The organism is Paenibacillus sp. FSL R7-0652 (assembly GCF_038595045.1).
Lineage (GTDB): Bacteria > Bacillota > Bacilli > Paenibacillales > Paenibacillaceae > Paenibacillus.
The window spans coordinates 6,452,067-6,470,839 of the sequence record NZ_CP152001.1 but is presented as its reverse complement, the minus strand read 5'-3'; the positions used below and the strand labels follow the sequence as shown (position 1 = coordinate 6,470,839).

Here is an 18,773-nt window from a genome sequence, read left to right as displayed (position 1 = left end):
TTGATGTGTCATAGAAGCAGCAGCAGGTGAAAGAGCTCATCTGTCATATCTTCTTCAACCTACTGATTGGCATAATAAGCTAAAATATGACAAAAGGAGGGGAGGCTGTGGATCGTATGGAATTAAAGTCACAGATCGAAGATGCAAGACAGCAGCTGCATCAGGTACATCTGCAATACGGCAGTCTCCTCCATCCTGAAGTGATCCGACAATCTGTAGCGCTTGATGCTCTTCTGAACCAATATAATCGAATCCAGATTAAAAAAATAATGAATTAACAAGGGCCTATTTACAAGGTAGTTATTGTATACTATAGTTAGTTACATGAGTAACTAACCAACTAACCGAAGGTCGAAGAAGATTAGTTAACGAAGTAGGCAGCAGGGCTGTCGAGCTGTTCATCGACGGATGAGGTACACCAATCATTATTATGTATGAAAGTTGGAAACAGATGAAATCGACTTTGGATGAATCTCAGCCTATTTTTCATCAGATCGCTATGATGATCATGGACGATATTGTGGAAGGCAGATTAAGGGTGGAAGAGCAGGTTCCCTCCACCAATGAATTGTCTCGCTTTTACAATATTAATCCCGCTACGGCGCGAAAGGGGCTGCAGGAGTTGGTAGACAAGGGCATTATCTATAAACAGCGGGGTGTAGGAATGTTTGTTGCCAAGGGGGCCAGAGAAACATTGATTGTGGAACGGAAGCAGCGTTTTTACGAAGAATATATCCAGCCTTTACTTGAAGAAGCCAGACGCATTCGTATGGATGAGGACATGATTATTGATCTGATTCGCGGCAAGAAGGATAAGGAGCGTGAAGTATGATTCATATGGAACAGGTAAGTTACAGCTATCAAAAGAACACCCCCCCTATGCTGGACAACGTCACCCTGCATGAGAAGGAACCTGTGATTGGAGCAATCTGGGGAAGGAATGGGGCTGGCAAAACCACATTGATGAGTCTGCTCGCTGGGCACAACCGTCCCGACTATGGGACCGTTCGGATTATGGGCCAGAACCCGTATAATAATCTCAGTGCCCAAGGGCATCTGTGTTATATCCAGGAGAATCATCCGCTCGGCAAAAACTGGACGATCCATGATCTGGTTACCATCGGATCACATTTTCATTCTCAGTGGGATGAGCAGCTTGCCAAGCAGCTTATTGACATATTCGAGCTGCCCTCCAAACAGAGAATCAGCAAATTTTCGAAGGGGATGAAGACAGCCGCGCTAGTGTAACGATTATGGATGAGCCTACAAACGGGCTGGATGCTGACAAAAGGAAACTTTTCTATGAGGCATTACTGGAAACGTATGAAGATCACCCGCGTTTGATTCTCATATCAACACATCACATTGAAGAGGTACAGCCTTTGTGCGAAACCCTGATGGTAGTACATCAAGGAAACATCTTGTACCATCGACCTATGGAGGAGATACGCGAACGTGGGATTCTTCTAACAGGGAATATTCGAGATGTGGAAGAGGTTTCTCAGAGGGCTGATGTTATTGATACTGCCCGGATGGGTACAACTGCCAAAGTGATGATTGATGACGTGTATTCCAAGGATTGGATAGTAAAGGCTCAGCAGCATGGGCTTTCGATCGAAAAAGCATCACTGCAGGATTATCTGGTTCATGTAACCCGGAAGCAGGAGGGAGCGAGAGTATGAATGCAGTAAAAGGGACGAACCGGCTGATTTTAGACGATATGCGATTGTATCTGATTATTTTCACTTCCATAGCTCTTGGACTAACGGCTATCTATATTGCTATTGGCCTCCTGTTTGATGTTAGTTATTCCTCGCAGTTATTCGGACCGATGTATGGGGGGATATGTACTTTTGCCATCGCGGGTCTGGTCACGCTCTATCCGGTAGCTGTGGGCATGGGCAGTACACGGGTTCAATTTATGAAATCATTTTATATTATGGGGACCTGTATGGTTGCTGGTACCATGGTTATACTGCACATGATCTATTTGTTCGTTCATCTGCTGAATGTAAAGGGAGGGCTGCATGTCATATTGTACCAACCGGGCATGCTTTACTCTTCCCATTATCTTGTACTTCCTTATCTATGGATGGATCTGATGCTTGGCTTTTTGGTTCTCGGTCTCTCCGTTTTCTTGACGGTGTGCTGGATCAGGCTTGGTATGCGTAATTTCCTGTTCATGTTTTTTGGTTTGGGTCTGGTGATATCGCTGGTGATTGCATTTGTGGACATGGAGCAATTTACGCTTTGGATCGCCTATCTAAATCGAATGATGCTGTTCACCGTACTCGGATTGATCGGCGCAGCATTTCTACTGTCCACCTATCCCATGATGAAACATGCACCGCTTGTACGGAAAAGCAGCAAGGATTAACGGTGAGCCAGCCCTAATGGCTAACGTCAACAAATTTTTCTAGGCAGGACATGAAGCTTGGTGTTCAATCAATAGAGATGGCTTGCCCATTGATAGTGGTAGTAACACACAGTGGATTAATAACACATAGTAAAAAAGGGAATCAGAAAAACACGAGGGAGATCTTCTCACCTCGTGTTTGCTGTATTTTATTTACGCTTGGGTTTGCGGTTTGAATCCTTCTTCCTGAAGATATTCACCAGCTTCGCTGCGTGTTTCAAAAGCCATCTCCAGCTCATGACCGGCATATACACACCACATATCATTATCATATTTTAGTGTAAGTGTATGTCCATCTTCATTGATCCAGATCCCCCCGCCTGTTGAGAGAGTCATTGGAGATGCAGCGGATTCCTTTAGAGGCGGTACGTTCTCACTCACTTCAACAGCATCTGGGTTATGTGACATTGCTTGGATCGCTGCATCGAGCAGGGTACGCAGATCCGCTTCCGAGTAATCGCGAATATTGACGAACCCTTTCGCATCTGTTTCGTAATCGGGCAGCAGTCCTGCATAGATATAACCATTACCGTTCGGATGAATATGAAGTGCCACAATTTTTTTCTCGTACGCACTGTCTTCGTAGTGAAAATTGACACGCCCCAGAGAAACATCTCTACGCTGCAGCTGGGGATAGGATTCCAGAATTTCAAGCTTTTGTTCAACGTTAAGCATATATGCCTCCTGTTACTGTTAGGTAGTGGGATTATACCATAGGCGGAGGCTGGAAACACCCTCCGTCCTTGAGGGATAGCTCGGTACAAATACACATCTTCATTATGAGCATTATGAGCCTGTTAAAATACGCTGCCCGAGCCCCTTCAAATGCTCCATAACCTGCAGATAAGGATAAGGGCCATAACTTACTCGTGAAGCCCCCAGTGCAGCCAGATGTTTGGGTGAAGGCTCTGAGGAGGTTACCATAACATTGACGGGAAGCGGCGAACGGCTGCACACCTCCTGAATCCAGTGATGATCCTGTAAACCTGGAACGAACAGACCGCTTGCCCCCGCCTCTGCGTAAGCTTTAGCTCGTAAGACGGCTTCGTTGATTAAGGCTTCATTGTGCTGGTCGGGAGCATGCTGCAGAAATAGATCGGTACGTGCATTGATAAAAAGAGGGATGCCGATCTGCGCAGCAGCCTCTCGAGCAGCGGATAATCTCAGACACTGCTCTGTGGTGCTGTACAGACCTTCCCCTCCGGGAAGCTGGTCTTCGATATTAATTCCCACAGCGCCATGATCCATAATTTTTCTGACATTTTGTTTCACTTCTGACACAGACCTGCCATACCCTCCCTCGATATCGATCGTTACAGGCAAATCTACACTTTGTGTGATGCGGGCCAGATTGGCAAGCACCAGTTGGAAGGGTAAAGCTTCTCCATCCTGTTCACCATGAGCCGCGGCAGCGGCCCAGCTGCCGGTAGCAATAGCCTTGGCTCCTGCAGCCCGAATGGTCTGTGCACTTCCAGCATCCCACACATTAACTAATACGAGTGGATTCCCTTTCTGGTGGTATTGATGAAATTGCTCAGCTTTTTCCCGCAGTATATTGATATTCATCTTGATGCTCCTCTTATATGAAATAGATGCAGTTTTCCCTGTGACATGCTGCTTCCTGACATTTATGATCCCTGCTTCTCATGCTGCAGCAGCCAGTTTTTACGTGTCAGTCCTCCCCCATAACCGCCCAGTTCTCCGCTTGAATTAATGACACGGTGACATGGAATAACGATGGCCAACTGATTGGCCCCGTTGGCTTGCGCTACCGCTCGGCAGGCTTTGGGCCTCCCCAGTAGATTGGCAATCCCCTGATAGGATTTGGTTTCTCCGGCTGGGATCGCCAACAATACTTCCCAGACCTGCTTCTGAAATAGTGTTCCTAAACAGAACAACGGTGTGTCGAACGCTGTCCTTTTGCCGTCGAAATATTCATTTAATTCCCGTTCAATGGATAGAATCGGTGCTGTTGTGCCGGGCACGATCGCAGATTTGGTCCGTCTGCGCAGTCGTTCCACTTCACGCTCCAATCCTCTGCGGTCAACAAATTCAAGCAGATAAAGCGCCTGCTCATCCGCCACCGCCATCATAGGGCCAAGAGGAGTATCAATCCAGGCTGCTTTGAGCACCAGTTCTTCATCGACCTGTGTAGGCGCAGCCCCCATAATCCGTGAAAAGGCATCGCGGAACCCGCTGCTGGATTCATATCCTGTGGAGAGCTGACTATCAATGACAGTACGCCCTGAGCGAATATGCTTCAGCGCCAGTCCCATTCGCCGGGCGCGGGCATACTCGACAAAGGTCATGCCGAATCTCTTTTTGAACTGACGGCGAGCTGTTGACTCATCAATGGATAGGGCTTTAAAGTCCTGTCCCTTCCAGCGCTTCTCCGGTTCCTTCTCTACAGCCTCCACTAACATGCGAACCACATCCGAAACGTGATTGGGATGGGATAAAGGGCGGCATCGCTGGCACGGACGAAAGGAGGCAAGCAGGGCTTGCTGGGCTGTTTCGTAGAACTCACAGTTCTCGAATTTCGGTTTTCGCGCCGGGCAGGTAGGACGGCAGAACACACCTGTTGTTTTAACACCGACATAAAATAAGCCTTCATATTCCGAATCTTTTTCGAGCAGTGCCCGGTAGTATCGTTCCTTCAACTCTGCAGAAATCATAAACTGCACGTCCTCACTTCAGTAGAATCATCCTTATTCTTTTATTATAAGACAGGATTGCCGTTGTCATCGCCGAAAATCAGGCATCGATTCTGATCAGGAATATTTTTTGAAAGTATAGGGATTGTTCAGAATTTGTTTAGAATGAAGTGATAACATAGACCTATAAATCAAATTAAAAGATAGTAATTTATGCCTAGTCACATAAAAGAGGTTGTTAAATATTTATGTTGTTAGATGAATTTATATAGGCGAATTAGTCATAGGTTGACGAAAAAGAGAAGATAAAAATCGGAGGTCAAAAATACAGATGAGATATTCCACGTACAAAAGCATTCATCAACCTGAACAGGCTCTGACGGTCAAGCCAGATGTTCTGTATGGGAAACCGCAATCGCATAACCTGCGTTCTCTGCCCAATCAAATAAAACAGAGAGCAATGATTAAGCTGATCATTACCATTAGTGTCTTTATTGCTGGATGCAGTGTTGTATTCACAGCCTCGGCTGGAGATCAGCCGGTCCTGTTAAATAAGAAGATCGTTGTATCATCAGGTGACACGCTGTGGAGTATATCTCTTGCCAATAAGCCGCAGCAGATGGATACCCGGATTTATGTCGAAGCGCTCAAAGATACAAACTCACTCGCTCATGGAAACATTCAGACAGGCCAGGTACTGGATTTGCCGCAATTTCATCATTAATCATAACCCATTTTACAACGTCTGATTCCGATATTCTTTTATGCAAACCCATACAATTTCACTTAAAGAGCAGCAGCAGTTTAATTTCTTTATTACTCATTTACATATTATGGAGCTTCACGAGGGACGATATGGTGTAGTGATGAATAAGATGCACGTTCTAGCTGTGTATGAGCTGCATGCAGGAAGAATGAAGGGAGACGATGGAGAGTATGAATCGGAAGATCGGAAAATCATTACTGTATACAGCTGTGTTATGTATGGTGATTGTCGTCAGCGCCTGCGGCGCCAAAAATAATAAAGAGTCGGTGCAGGAGCATGCATATCCTCAATCGAAACAGCCAGTTGAGGAAGCTGGCCAAGGTTCCATACCTAATGCGGAGGCCAAGAACAATCAGGATCAGAGCAGCACAAAAGAAGAGAGCAGGATGGAGACAAAATCCGGTACGAAGGCATCATCGGAGGAGATCGAGATTGTCATTGATCAGTCAGATAAACCAATGGAAGGCAACAGCTTTGATTTTGCGATCAAGCAGCTGCCCAAGGGGTATTCTTTAACGGAAATGCGCTGGACCTCGAACACTGTAACTATTGTGAATTCGCTCCAGGAAGCAATCGATCATGGTGCGAACGGGGAGGAAGGCTTTTATTTAAGCGGTAATGGACAGTTCTCCGGGTTTATCTATTCCGACGAGATGAAAGGCGAACGCGGAAAGGCCACATTTGTATTTACCAATGAGGAAGGCGGCAAGCTGATGTCCGAGAAGGAGATCCAATTGAAGTAACTGCTGGATTATTGTGCAGAAATAAATTAGAACAGAAAAAGCAGCCATTAGGGCTGCTTTTTTTGATGATGACATGGACATGCATAATCATTTTAGAACCATACTTTACTAGGGGTGCCTTGAAGCCTATAGAAGTGTGTTTTACCGCCTTTTTGTCCTCCATTACGTCAGTTTCGCTTGACGTGCCCCGGCATTTCTCATGAGAACTTTCTATTGGTAACGAAAATGCAGTAAAATCTGTTTCCTTCATCGTTCCCAGACACGCCCTAGTCTTTAGTGACCGTATCTCACATAAATTCAAAGAAATACCGTACAACGTGAAACATGACCGGAGAGGTGTAGGTGAGACTGTCAACCCGGCTGAGATAACTCTTTTTCAGTGCATCAGACTTGTTGTCATCCCCGATCAGCAGATCACGCTTCAGCACGGATACCGTGAGGCTGCCGAAGAATCCGGCGAGGCTGATCAGCGCCCCGATGAACAACGAGAATGGCCAATCAAATGGTGTCAGGTAAGGCGTGATGAAATAGGAAACTGCGGTCGTGACAAGGAATGCGCACACAAATCCTTCCCATGTGATAAAAGGATTCGCCGTGGGCACTACTTTGCGTTTGCCCAAATATAGAGACACCAGATAATGTACCACATCATTAAGCTGTGTTAACACTACAAGGAAGAGTACCAATTTCGATCCATACTCAGGAGAGGCAAATGGAAAATAAGCCAGATGACTGAGCCCGAACACCATCAGCATGAGTCCCCACTGGGTGGAACTGACACTGCGCAGAAACCCGATGGTGCCTTTGTTAATGAGACGCGGCATTGGCAGGACGAGAAATACATAGAGCGGAATAAAGATGATAAACATGCCATACCATCCAATGTAAATCCAGTAGAACTGGACTGGAATCGCAAGATATGCCCATAGAAACAAGCGGCGGTCAGCTTTACGTGTGTTGCGGATCATCGAGAAATACTCTTTAAGCGAAAAAAATGTAAGCACCATAAGGGAGATCAAGGAAACGATCGGATTAAACAGAGTGGCAAGGCAGAAGATAACCAGCATGCCCCACCAGGTTTTGATTTTCGTTCCGATGCCCGAATAATCCTTGTCCGGCTGCAGTTTGGCAGTGATTTTATATACGATATGAATAACAAGTAAAGCTGTGAAGATTAAAGTTAATGTGAATAGGGAGCTGCTCATGTACGAAGATCACCTGCTTATTCAATGTGAGATTCCATTATAGGGTACCTATGTTATTATGAAGGAATAGAGCCAACTTGATAAGGGGAAATATGAGGATGACCGATGAACGTTCGATTTATATTTTGCTGACCAATACAGGGACGCTGTTCACAAGAGTGATTCAGAGCTACACGAAAGCGCCGTACAATCACGCCTCGATCTCGTTTGACCGGGAGTTGACGGAACTATACAGCTTCGGCCGCAAACACCCGAGCAATCCGCTAAACGGCGGGTTCGTCAAGGAGGATATCCAGACGGGAACTTACAGTAAATATCCCAACACCACATGTGTCATATATAAGCTTCAGGTAACGGAGCGTGAAGTAGAAAAAATGAAGCGGGTGCTGCACATTTTCATCCGCAGTCGTCAGAAATATATGTACAATCTGCTGGGCGTCATAGGTATTACACTCAAGGAACCGGTGGAATTCAGCAACTCCTACTTCTGCTCGCAGTTTGTCGCCGAAATGCTGCAGCGCTCAGGGATCAAGCTCTGGAACAAACTCCCGGCGCTCGTAACCCCGGATGATTTTCGCCAATGTGAGCAGCTGCATCTGATCTATGAGGGGAGACTGCGGGAGTATAAGCTGGTAGTAGAGGATGGAAAGGGTCAAACCCAATAAATGTTGATAAAATTTTGGGCTAAGAACAGTAGGTGGAAAGAATTTGTTTAATGGGGGATTTATAATGAACAAGGTGAAAATGTTTTATTCCAATTTAAGTAATTATGTCGATAGGAACCCTTTTATAGGTCTTGTTCTTCTCATATTTTTTGCTGCCAGCGGGGCCTTGCTTATTTATAATTTTGGCAAAGATGTCGGGGAGTTTATCCAATTGATGCAGTCAAGTTAGGTGGCGGAAAATATAAAGAGATCCACTCTATATTTAACTATAGGGTGGATCTTTTTCCTTTTATTATCATTTTCTGTTTAGATTCTGTTTATTGCTGTGTTTTACACTAGGTCTTACGTCGCAGAACAATAAACTTATACAGAAAAACACGAGACAGGGAGGATATAAACGAGATGTATTACAAGAAGTTGGTAAGCTGCTTATTGGTGATGGTTTTAGTACTGCAGGTAGTAGGTGTGGGAGGTATTGCTAATGCTGCATCTACACCTCAGGAACTGTTGAATTGGGAGAGAAGTAACTACGATGAATCCAATGCAGAAACTAAAATAAACAATATCCGCAATTTATTGGAAACAGGGGAGTTACTTCAATTACCTGAAGATTACGCAGGATTGAGTGAAGATCAAAAAAGTGAAATAGCCCGAGGCATGCTCCTGCTGCTTCCACTGGGATATTCATATGAAAATGAGGACCAAGTCGGGTACGTATTTGATTTGGTATACCACCTCATCAAACTTCCAAAACAGATTGAACCAAATAAACTGCAGGAAAACATAAGTCTGGTTTATAGTCTGCTTGCAGAATGGCCTACCTATTTTCCAAACATTGAACAGTCGGAATGGGTCAATGATGGAAACCATTTTCTGAGCTTAACAGGTGCAGATGTGAAAATGTTCGTGAGTAATATTTTATTTTATAACCTCACATTCATAAATTTCCCTTCCACTACGTATTTTGATAGTCAGCTAAACTTTATGAGAACTAAAATATCTTCTTATAAAGAAATAAATAAAGCCATGGATCTTACCAGTATGAAAGAGTCAGTGAATAAATTATATGGAATTTATGGCTTCATTCAGGTTCATATAGATTTCCCTAACAAATCCGAAGTTCTGCCTTATGCGCTTGATATGAGTAAAATGTCGACTATTCAATCAGACGATACTAAAAAAGCTGAACTTGCCCAGTGGATGCTTGATCATAAGGGTGAGGGTTATGAAACGATATCTGACGTTCAAAAAGCGTTTGATGCTTTCTTTGAACCAGGGCTCATCAAGTATAACGAGTTAAAAAAAGTTGCGGATAGAGGCAATTATAATAACTATATTACAGAAGCGATTGAACTGTTGAGTGATGAAAATTTCATAGCCACACCTAATTTTAAACAGCTCTCTGCGGAGGATCAGAAGGCGATCGCTGTATATATGCTGAAATTAGATCCACCTACGAGTGATGGATATGCGAATAAAGAACAGGTGGAGTACCTTGTGCAGTTAGCTCTGAAGGCAGTTCAATTCATCCACAATATAGATGGTCCAAATGAAATAACTTCACTGAATGAGCTGTACACGAAGCAAAATGACCGTAAGCTTTATTTCGATTATCCTGCAGCGGGCAGTATGTTCTATCAGGTTATCGATCTATATCTTCAGTCTTCAAACATTGAAAGAGATATGACAGCAGATATCTTGGAACTGAGATCTAAAAAAGATGATCCTGTGTCACGAGTTCTTTCTTATATCGACAGTGCTGTGAAGGACACCCCTTTAGTCAATGTTAAGGGGCAGACCACCAATGAGATGAAGGACTCAATGGCCAGATTGATCCAACTCCAGTTGGATATTATGGATTACAATAGCAGTAACTCTGGAAGTCCAGTGAAGAGCTTCCCGATAGATGTGAGCAAGATGGACGGAATAAAGACAGATCAAGAAAAGTTAAATGCACTTGCCAATCATATGATAGCGGAGCGTCCATCACCTGAAGGATATGCAAACTTTGAACAAATCCAGACTGCTTTTGACAAATTCTTCACCGACGATAACGGTACGGATTCTTTGTCTGTTTTGAATGCCGCGAAAAGAAGTGGAGACATTCCAGCTATGCGTGCGGCTATGGAAGACCCTAATCTGGGCATTACTCTACCTAATCGATATGGTGCTTTATCTCTACAGGTTAGAAATTTCATTGCAAACTTCCTGATCAAGAATGTAAACAAAGATTTCGATAACAAAGGCCAGGTTCAGTATATGATTGAGCTCGGTTTTCTGGCCCAATCGGTATGGGAGCAAAATCAATTCAGTACGCTGAGAGCGAGGCTTGATCTTCTTGCTCAGCAGCTGGTAGATGGCACCCTTCACTTTAATGATCAGCGTACACAAGGACTGAACAGAATTGGTGATGAATATTTGGAGCGCAGTAAACTGGATCGAGGCGTATTAGCTTACAAATATCTGCACGCTATTGCCTTTGAGAGACTGGAAGGGGAGTTTAAAGGTGATATTGTGAATCCGGATATTGTGCTTGAGCATCTGTCCAAACCTTATACTTCTTTTGGGGAGTCTAACACCATCCCTCTAATGGATGAATGGCTTGAGTCAGCAATGAACGATCAGCTTAAAGGCGAAGCCTTTTTTAACAAATATAAGTTTGATCGTACAGGTGCCCTCGATCTATCCAAAAGAGTAGAGCTCAGCCCGGAATTACGAATGGAATTAGCTGAGTGGGTGCTTGATGATCAACACAGCTATGAGGATATTGGAAATCTGCAGTATGTATTCAACCGATTCTTTAAAGCTCCGAAAGTCCAAGGGGATGACATCAATAACAAAATCATCGGTCTGGATAGTAAGATGGAGATTTCTTTTGATGGCAAATTGAACTGGATTGACCTTGCCTCCGCTCCGATCCTGGACTTTAGCGGCAGCAAGACTGTGTGGGTTCGCTACAAGGCTTTTAGCGATGAACTGCCAAGCCGTGCCGTGAAGATTGTCTTTACAGCAAACGGAGACAGTGGCAACGGCTCTAATCCTAATCCTAACCCTAACCCTGGCAGTAGTAGTGGCGGTAATACAGGTGGAACAAGCGGCAGCACTGGTGGTGGATCATCTTCACCTGCATCGTCTGTACCAGCATCGACAACGAAGCAGGAGCAGTTAGTGGTGGATGTGAACGGCGTTAACGGCATGAACCTGACCAAAACTCCGATCACCCGTACAACGGAAACCAATGGCAAGGTTAAAGATTTGGTGAAAATGACAGAAGCGATTGCCAAGCAGTCGGTCGAAAAAGCAAAACAGTTGGGCACCGATACAGCACGCATCGTCATTCCAGATACCAAAGACGCAGTGTCCGAGACACGTGTCGAAGTTCCGAAAACAGCAGTAAAAGACCTGAGTGATGGCTCGCTCAAACTGGAAATTTCGACGGAGAATGCCGTAATCTCCATTCCAACGAAGTCCATCGCTGGATTCGATCAAGACTTGTACTTCCGCATCGTGCCGCTTAAGAAAGAATCCGAGCGTAAAGAAGTGGAAGAGCGTGCGAAAAAAGAGCAGGTGATTCAGCAGGCTGCTCCGAATGCAAACGTTCGTGTATTGGCTCGTCCGGTAGAGATTGAAACGAACATGCAGAGCCGTGAAGTCACTTTGACACTGCCGCTGGGAAGCAGCCTGCCAACCGAGGCAGCCGCTCGTCAGCAAGCATTGAATAACCTGGCGGTGTACATTGAACACAGCGACGGCAGCAAAGAGTTGGTACGCGGCAAGCTCGTGAAGCTGACGAATAACAGCGAAGGTATCGAGTTTACCGTAACGAAATTCAGTACATTTACACTGGTTGTGGTGGATGGCCTGAATGATGCACAGCAGGTAAATCACCCGTATATTCAAGGCTTCGGTGAAGAATTCCGTCCAGATGCATTCGTTACCCGTGCACAGATGGCCGCGATGCTTGCTCGTAATCTATCGGGTGAAGCAGCAGCTGCTGCTGTGGAAGGTACAAACTTTGCTGACGTAGCTGCGACACATTGGGCTGCAGGCGAGATTCAACAAGCGCAGGCTGTAGGTATCATGAATGGTCTGAATGACACAATATTTGCTCCAGAAGGATCGATTACGCGTGCGCAGATGGCGACAATCGCATACCGCTGGATGCAGCAGCAGCAGACGAATGAAACATCGGCTGCAGGCACGGCCTCCGCGGCATCAGAAGCCGCTTCCTTCACGGACGTGGCAGCAGATCTGTGGGCAGCAGACGCGATTGCCTATGTGCAATCGACAGGCTTGATGACAGGTTACAATGACGGTACATTCAAACCAGACGGCAAGCTGACCCGTGCAGAAGCGGTGAAAGTGCTGAACGTGCTGTTCAAACGTACACCGTTAACGGCAGAAGTACCATCCTTCAGCGATGTACCTGCCGCGCATTGGGCATATGCAGATATTGAGGCAGCAGCACAGAAGTAGTTTTTAACTAAAAAGATGAAAGCAGCAAGCCACCCGTGAGGGTGGTTTTTTGTTTGTCTATTGAAACTGGACAGGTGTAGCGATGTATAGGTCTTGAATAATGTTTTATACAGTACAAATGTTGAAAAATGACGAAAAAGATGAAAAAATAGTTCGTTTTATCCGCTGAAAGCGGTTTTATCACCTAAAATTTCCCCTTTTGTTCAGAATCCGTTCAGAGTTGTGTAATACAATAGGCCTATCTATTTAACAGAAAGATAGATTAATTCATTAGATCGAGTACATCTGAGGAGGATAAAAATGGGCAAGATCCGTAAATCATTTAGTTTATTAGTCGTATCACTCATGCTGCTGCAGGGGGTGCTGGGTGCCGCTGTCCCTGCGGGAGCAACACCGGTTGAGGGCAGCGATACTACCTCTACTACTAGCACGAATCCACCTGTCGATACGGATTCATCTGATTCATCGAGTGATACGTCGACAAGCAATAATAACCAAATATCAGATACTGACAGCAACACGGATCAAAACAGCAGCGGCGGCGGTTCAGATACAGAGGGTACGAATAACAATGAGAACACGGGCAGCACAGGTAACACCGATACGAATACTAACCCTGAGAATAACGAGGGTACTGGCAGCAATAACAGCAGCTCCAGTCCGGATAATAATAACTCGTCCAACGTGGAAGTAAACCTGCTTGACCCGTTAAATTTGGCAAAAAGTAATCAAGATGCTGCAGCAGGGCTGGCTGCGATTCAAGATCCGAATTTGGGATTGAATCTTCCTGCAGACTTTAATATGTGGACAAATGATGAAAAAGAAGCCGTAGCCGAGTTCGTTACTCTCATAAATGGGACTAAGGATTATGTTAGTAAAGAACAAGTGCAGTATATATTAGATATGGCTGTAGAGCCTCGATTCCTCTTTAGTTCAGATAATTTGGAAGATGTCGAAGAAAAAATTTCGATATATTTCGGGAAATTAACTAATCTGCCTATCTTATTCGGTGCAGACGCAGATGAGAGTATTCAAGAATATTATTCCATAGGCAAAAGGTATACCGATTTATCAGCTGTAGATAAGAAGATTTTCACCTATAAAGTGACTTTCAATGCAAAGCGGCAGGGGCTTGCCTCCTATAAAAATCGCGAACAGCTCTCTTCTGAGTTGTCGCCGTATTATGTGGTCAACGATACAAGCAGTTTTATAACCATGCAAAATGTATTGGTAAATCTTCGTTTACTGCAGAAAGAATTTGCACTATATAATAGTGATCCTAATACCAGCGATCCAATGCCTGGGTTTTCACTTAATTTGGATAAGATGGACGCAATTGATTACTTTAAGAAACGGGAACTTGCCCAATGGATGATAGATAAGCGCCCACAAACGGGTTACGGAGACTATCAAGCCATACAAAAAGCGTTTGATCGTTTCTTTAATCCAATTACGGATCCGCTGGAACAGTTGAATGAGGCTCGTGCAAGCGGTACCGAAGCAGAAATCCTTGAAATTATTAAACGCCCAGACTGGATTTATCTTCCAGAAGGGTTTACAAGTCTTCAGCCGAAGGAGCAGTTAGTTGTTGCTCGTGCGGTAATGAAGTTTATATCTTACGGTGATAAGTACGATACAAATGCTCAGGTTCAATATGCTGTGGAGGTTGGATACAAAGGCCTCATGGCATTCCTGCAAACCGATGCAGACTTGTTTAGCCGGCATTTGGATGATTTATATACACATTTGAGTAAGGTGTCTCAATATACGTCTTCTCCTAACTTTATGAATTTTCAAGGACTTGGTAAGAAGTATCTCTCGTTCTCGAAAGTGGATAAAGAGTTATTGTCTAATATCGCTAAGCGTTTTACACATGATGAGGATATCTTTATGAAGGATTCCTATGGTTTCTTCCTTATGCTGCTGATGCAGTATTCACCTATTAACAGCTCGGACGGAACCGAGGGAATGACCAGTGCTTTATTGAAATTGTACACCTTCCAGCAATTGATAGAACAAGAAGTCGTGTCAACCGAGAAGTTTCCTTTGGATTTCAGCAAGATGTCCAGTTTTGCAAATGATGAGGTCAAAATGGGACAGCTCGCTCAACATATGCTTGGCAAGAAACCGGTTGAAGGATATCAGAGTATTGAACAAATTCAAAAGGCATTTAACAGTTACTTCAGTCCCGTAATCACCCCTACGGACCCTAACTCTTCAACAGGAGGTGGCAGCGGTAATGGTGGTAACTCAGGTAGTAGTAGTGGAAGCGTTGGTGGAGGTTCTTCTGCTTCTGCACCAGTAACAACTGCACCAACGACCAAGCAGGAACAGCTGGTGGTGGATGTGAATGGTGTTAACGGCAGCAACCTGACCAAAACTCCGATCACCCGTACAACGGAAACGAGCGGCAAGGTTAAAGATTTGGTGAAAATGACAGAAGCGATTGCCAAGCAGTCGGTCGAAAAAGCAAAACAGCTGGGCACCGATACAGCGCGCATCGTCATTCCAGATACCAAAGACGCAGTGTCCGAGACACGTGTCGAAGTTCCGAAAACGGCAGTAAAAGACCTGAGTGATGGCTCGCTCAAGCTGGAAATTTCGACGGAGAATGCCGTAATCTCCATTCCAACGAAGTCCATCGCTGGATTCGATCAAGACTTATACTTCCGCATCGTGCCGCTTAAGAAAGAATCTGAGCGTAAAGAAGTGGAAGAGCGTGCGAAACAAGAGCAGGTGATTCAGCAGGCTGCTCCGAATGCAAACGTTCGTGTACTGGCTCGTCCGGTAGAGATTGAAACGAACATGCAGAGTCGTGAAGTGACGCTGACACTGCCGCTGGGAAGCAGCCTGCCAACCGAGACAGCCGCCCGTCAGCAAGCATTGAATAACTTGGCGGTGTACATCGAACACAGCGACGGTACCAAAGAATTGGTACGCGGCAAACTCGTGAAGCTGACGAATAGCAGCGAAGGCATCGAGTTTACCGTAACGAAATTCAGTACATTTACACTGGTCGTGGTCGATGGTCTGAACAAGGAATCTAGAGCAAATCACCCGTACATTCAAGGTTTCGGTACAGACTTCCGTCCAGATGCATTCGTTACACGTGCACAGATGGCCGCGATGCTCGCTCGTAATCTGTCGGGTAAAACAGCAGCTGTGGAAGGTACAAACTTTGCAGACGTAGCTGCGGCACATTGGGCAGCAGGCGAGATTCAACAAGCTCAGGCTGCAGGTATTATGAATGGCCTGAATGACAACGTATTTGCTCCAGAAGGGTCGATCACGCGTGCGCAGATGGCGACGATCGCATACCGCTGGATGCAGCAGCAGCAGACGAATGAAACATCGGCTGCAGGTACGGCCTCCGCGGCATCAGGAGCCGCTTCCTTCACGGACGTGGCAGCAGATCTGTGGGCAGCAGACGCGATTGCCTATGTGCAATCTGCAGGTTTGATGACAGGTTACAATGACGGTACATTCAAACCAGATGGCAAGCTGACCCGTGCAGAAGCGGTGAAAGTGCTGAACGTGTTATTCAAACGTACACCGCTGACAGCAGCAGTACCATCCTTTAGCGATGTGCCTGCCGAACATTGGGCATATGCGGATATTGAGGCAGCAGCACAGAAGTAACATTTAATAGCAGTGGCAACTTAGAGCAAACAAAATGAAGGAAGACCATAAGAAGAGCTGCACCGAAGTCATTCATTTGACTAGGGCAGCTCTTTGGTTTATATGCTCGTTATATAATGTAGCAATCTTACATCTCTTCTTTTTCTTATGCAGCCTATAAAAGAGAATGGCATGATAATATAGACAGAGGTTGGGTTTTATCCTTATAGGAGAAACGATGCTGTGGTGTATGGCGTAGGCGGAATTATACATAATTCTCAATTTCAAGCTATGAGTGATAGGATTTTGTTGTAAAGGGGTGACTTCTTCTTGAGGAAGGCAAACTGGGAGATCTACAGTAAAGGAATGCTGCCTATAATCATACTGGTGCTGGCAATCATTATTTTTAATGGATTCCGTTTTTTCATAAAAAGCACCGTTAATCTTGTTGAAGAGTCCTATAGTTTAGGGTATAAATTAGGCGATTTCCTCGAGAAAATTTTTTGAAGACGTTTGAGAAATAACTAACAATGAAGGCTGCATCAGAAATCTAATCTGTACAGCTTCCATTATAGTTATATTTATCATTTAAAAGAAAGTTCCACGTGAAACGTCACGCAAATGCGTCTTTCTGGGTAAAGTTGTAAATGGGTGTGCTGAAGATTTATACTCAAATAGATACACATGGTCCGTCTAATGATGTATACCTATTAATTCACTTATTTACGGAGAGGATGTAGAAGCGGCATGCGAGAACTTCAAGTTGAAACGAAATATGGTATAGTTCAAGGCGAGCTTTTACACGGTGCAAGCGTATGGAAGGGTATTCCTTATGCGAAGCCGCCAGTAGGAGAGCTGCGTTTCCGAGCTCCGGAACAGCCCGATTCATGGGATGGAATCAGACAGGCGACCGAATTCGGACCTGAGAATATACAGCCGCGCCATGATTCAGAATGGATGGGCGGGCAGAAGCCGCCGGAGTCAGAAGACAGTCTATATTTGAACATTTGGGCCCCTGAAAAAGAAAGCAGTCACCCCCTGCCTGTTATGGTCTGGATTCATGGAGGCTCATTTGTAACCGGATCAGGCAGTCTGCCCGTATATGATGGTACACAGCTGGCCGTTCGCGGTGATGTTATTGTCGTGACCATTAATTATCGGCTTGGACCGCTTGGATTCCTCCATATGGCCCCGCTGGGTCACTCCTTCGCATCCAATGCCGGACTGCTGGACCAGGTGGCTGCCCTGCAGTGGGTGAAGGATAATATTGCGGCCTTCGGTGGTGATCCGGAGCAGGTTACAGTGTTTGGTGAGTCGGCAGGCAGTATGAGTATTGCTGCATTAATGGCGATGCCATCAGCCAAGGGGCTGTTCCAGCGTGCCATTATGGAGAGCGGTGCATCGCAGTTTATGCCAGCAGAACAGGCCTCAGCTTTACGAGAAGGTGTATTGAAAGTGCTGGGTGTGGAGCGGAATAATCTGGAGAAGCTGACCAGTATTCCAGTGGAGCAGATCATGGCAGCAGCAGAAACGGTGAAGCAGCAGAGTGGAGCAGGTATGGCTTTGCTGTTCCAACCTGTGCTGGATGGCGAGACGCTGCCTCAGATCCCGCTTCAAGCTGTAAGTGAGGGTTCCGCACAGGATATTCCTGTACTTATCGGCACCACGCTGCATGAGGGGGCGTTATTTATTCAGCCTCATGTACCGTTTTCCGAGGAAATTGATATGGTGCAGGGGGTTGATTTCATGACTCCCGATCTGGAGAACCGTGTCGCCATTGCCAATAGTTATCCGAAAACAGCAGATGGACAGGCCCAAGTCATGACCGATATGTTCTTCTGGCGGTCAGCGCTGCAGTATGCAGCTGCACAGCAGAAGCATGCCCCCGTATGGATGTATCGTTTTGACTGGGTGATGCCTGAGCATCCTCTTCTGCAAAGAGCTATTCACAGCATCGAGATGTTCTTTGTATTTAACACGCTGGATGCCCTGAAATTCATGAAAGCAGAGCCGGATGATGCGGCTAAAGCTCTTGCGCTTAAGGTGCAGGATGCCTGGATTTCCTTTGCCAAGAGTGGAAAGCCTGAGACAGCAGGAATTCAATGGCCTGAATATCGCCAGAATCGGGCAACGCTAATCTTTAATCATGAGATTGAGGTTGTTCATGATCCGGAAGCATCCAAGCGTGAGCTGTTAAACATTAAATGATTTTTTTAAGTGCAGCATCCGA

At 45.3% G+C, this 18,773-nt stretch carries 15 protein-coding genes; 11 read left to right on the top strand and 4 right to left on the bottom strand.

Translation table 11 applies throughout. From position 1 onward, the window contains the following. The first annotated feature begins 116 nt into the window (after nt 1–116). From MKY97_RS28205 to MKY97_RS28185, 5 genes are all read left to right on the top strand, one after another. Nucleotides 117–278, top strand: coding sequence for an aspartyl-phosphate phosphatase Spo0E family protein (locus tag MKY97_RS28205; RefSeq protein ID WP_342556481.1), 162 nt, complete (start codon nt 117–119; stop codon nt 276–278). A gap of 173 nt (nt 279–451) precedes the next feature. After that, complete coding sequence (locus MKY97_RS28200) at nt 452–832, top strand: GntR family transcriptional regulator (protein ID WP_342553439.1); 381 nt, start codon at nt 452–454, stop codon at nt 830–832. Further along, the gene (locus MKY97_RS28195; protein WP_342553438.1) at nt 829–1,248 is read left to right on the top strand and encodes an ATP-binding cassette domain-containing protein; all 420 of its coding nucleotides are present in this window, start codon (nt 829–831) and stop codon (nt 1,246–1,248) included. The genes MKY97_RS28200 and MKY97_RS28195 overlap by 4 nt, the downstream gene beginning before the upstream one ends. A gap of 5 nt (nt 1,249–1,253) precedes the next feature. Further along, complete coding sequence (locus tag MKY97_RS28190) at nt 1,254–1,682, top strand: multidrug ABC transporter ATP-binding protein (protein ID WP_342553437.1); 429 nt, start codon at nt 1,254–1,256, stop codon at nt 1,680–1,682. Next, nucleotides 1,679–2,377, top strand: coding sequence for a hypothetical protein (locus tag MKY97_RS28185; RefSeq protein WP_342553436.1), 699 nt, complete (start codon nt 1,679–1,681; stop codon nt 2,375–2,377). The genes MKY97_RS28190 and MKY97_RS28185 overlap by 4 nt, the downstream gene beginning before the upstream one ends. 192 nt (nt 2,378–2,569) lie before the next feature. Here the strand turns inward: MKY97_RS28185 and MKY97_RS28180 are convergent, their stop codons facing one another. The 3 genes from MKY97_RS28180 to MKY97_RS28170 all read right to left on the bottom strand — a co-directional run bounded on the left by MKY97_RS28180 (nt 2,570) and on the right by MKY97_RS28170 (nt 5,091). Further along, entirely contained in the window at nt 2,570–3,091 is a 522-nt protein-coding gene (locus MKY97_RS28180) for a hypothetical protein (RefSeq protein WP_342553435.1), read from the bottom strand. A 111-nt stretch (nt 3,092–3,202) separates the two neighbouring features. Beyond that, complete coding sequence (locus MKY97_RS28175) at nt 3,203–3,982, bottom strand: isocitrate lyase/phosphoenolpyruvate mutase family protein (RefSeq protein WP_342553434.1); 780 nt, start codon at nt 3,980–3,982, stop codon at nt 3,203–3,205. 62 nt (nt 3,983–4,044) lie between these two features. Then, nucleotides 4,045–5,091: a trifunctional transcriptional activator/DNA repair protein Ada/methylated-DNA--[protein]-cysteine S-methyltransferase gene (locus MKY97_RS28170; RefSeq protein WP_342553433.1), complete on the bottom strand. Its 1,047-nt coding sequence runs from the start codon at nt 5,089–5,091 to the stop codon at nt 4,045–4,047. Nucleotides 5,092–5,401: 310 nt separating this feature from the next. On the opposite strand from MKY97_RS28170, the gene MKY97_RS28165 reads away from it, so the two are divergent. Both MKY97_RS28165 and MKY97_RS28160 read left to right on the top strand, forming a co-directional pair. Beyond that, nucleotides 5,402–5,794, top strand: coding sequence for a LysM peptidoglycan-binding domain-containing protein (locus MKY97_RS28165; RefSeq protein ID WP_342553432.1), 393 nt, complete (start codon nt 5,402–5,404; stop codon nt 5,792–5,794). Nucleotides 5,795–6,006: 212 nt separating this feature from the next. Continuing rightward, nucleotides 6,007–6,579: a hypothetical protein gene (locus MKY97_RS28160; RefSeq protein ID WP_342553431.1), complete on the top strand. Its 573-nt coding sequence runs from the start codon at nt 6,007–6,009 to the stop codon at nt 6,577–6,579. A gap of 287 nt (nt 6,580–6,866) precedes the next feature. Here MKY97_RS28160 and MKY97_RS28155 read toward each other — a convergent pair whose 3' ends face one another. Beyond that, on the bottom strand, nt 6,867–7,784 hold the full coding sequence (locus tag MKY97_RS28155; protein WP_342553430.1) for a phosphatidate cytidylyltransferase: 918 nt from the start codon (nt 7,782–7,784) through the stop codon (nt 6,867–6,869). Between the two features lie 98 nt (nt 7,785–7,882). On the opposite strand from MKY97_RS28155, the gene MKY97_RS28150 reads away from it, so the two are divergent. From MKY97_RS28150 to MKY97_RS28135, 4 genes are all read left to right on the top strand, one after another. Beyond that, the gene (locus tag MKY97_RS28150; RefSeq protein WP_342553429.1) at nt 7,883–8,449 is read left to right on the top strand and encodes a hypothetical protein; all 567 of its coding nucleotides are present in this window, start codon (nt 7,883–7,885) and stop codon (nt 8,447–8,449) included. A 402-nt stretch (nt 8,450–8,851) separates the two neighbouring features. Beyond that, on the top strand, nt 8,852–12,925 hold the full coding sequence (locus tag MKY97_RS28145) for an S-layer homology domain-containing protein (protein ID WP_342553428.1): 4,074 nt from the start codon (nt 8,852–8,854) through the stop codon (nt 12,923–12,925). 300 nt (nt 12,926–13,225) lie between these two features. Beyond that, nucleotides 13,226–16,564, top strand: a complete 3,339-nt coding sequence (locus MKY97_RS28140; RefSeq protein WP_342553427.1) for an S-layer homology domain-containing protein — start codon at nt 13,226–13,228, stop codon at nt 16,562–16,564. Between the two features lie 726 nt (nt 16,565–17,290). Next, the gene (locus MKY97_RS28135) at nt 17,291–18,751 is read left to right on the top strand and encodes a carboxylesterase/lipase family protein (protein WP_342553426.1); all 1,461 of its coding nucleotides are present in this window, start codon (nt 17,291–17,293) and stop codon (nt 18,749–18,751) included. Nucleotides 18,752–18,773: the final 22 nt, after the last annotated feature.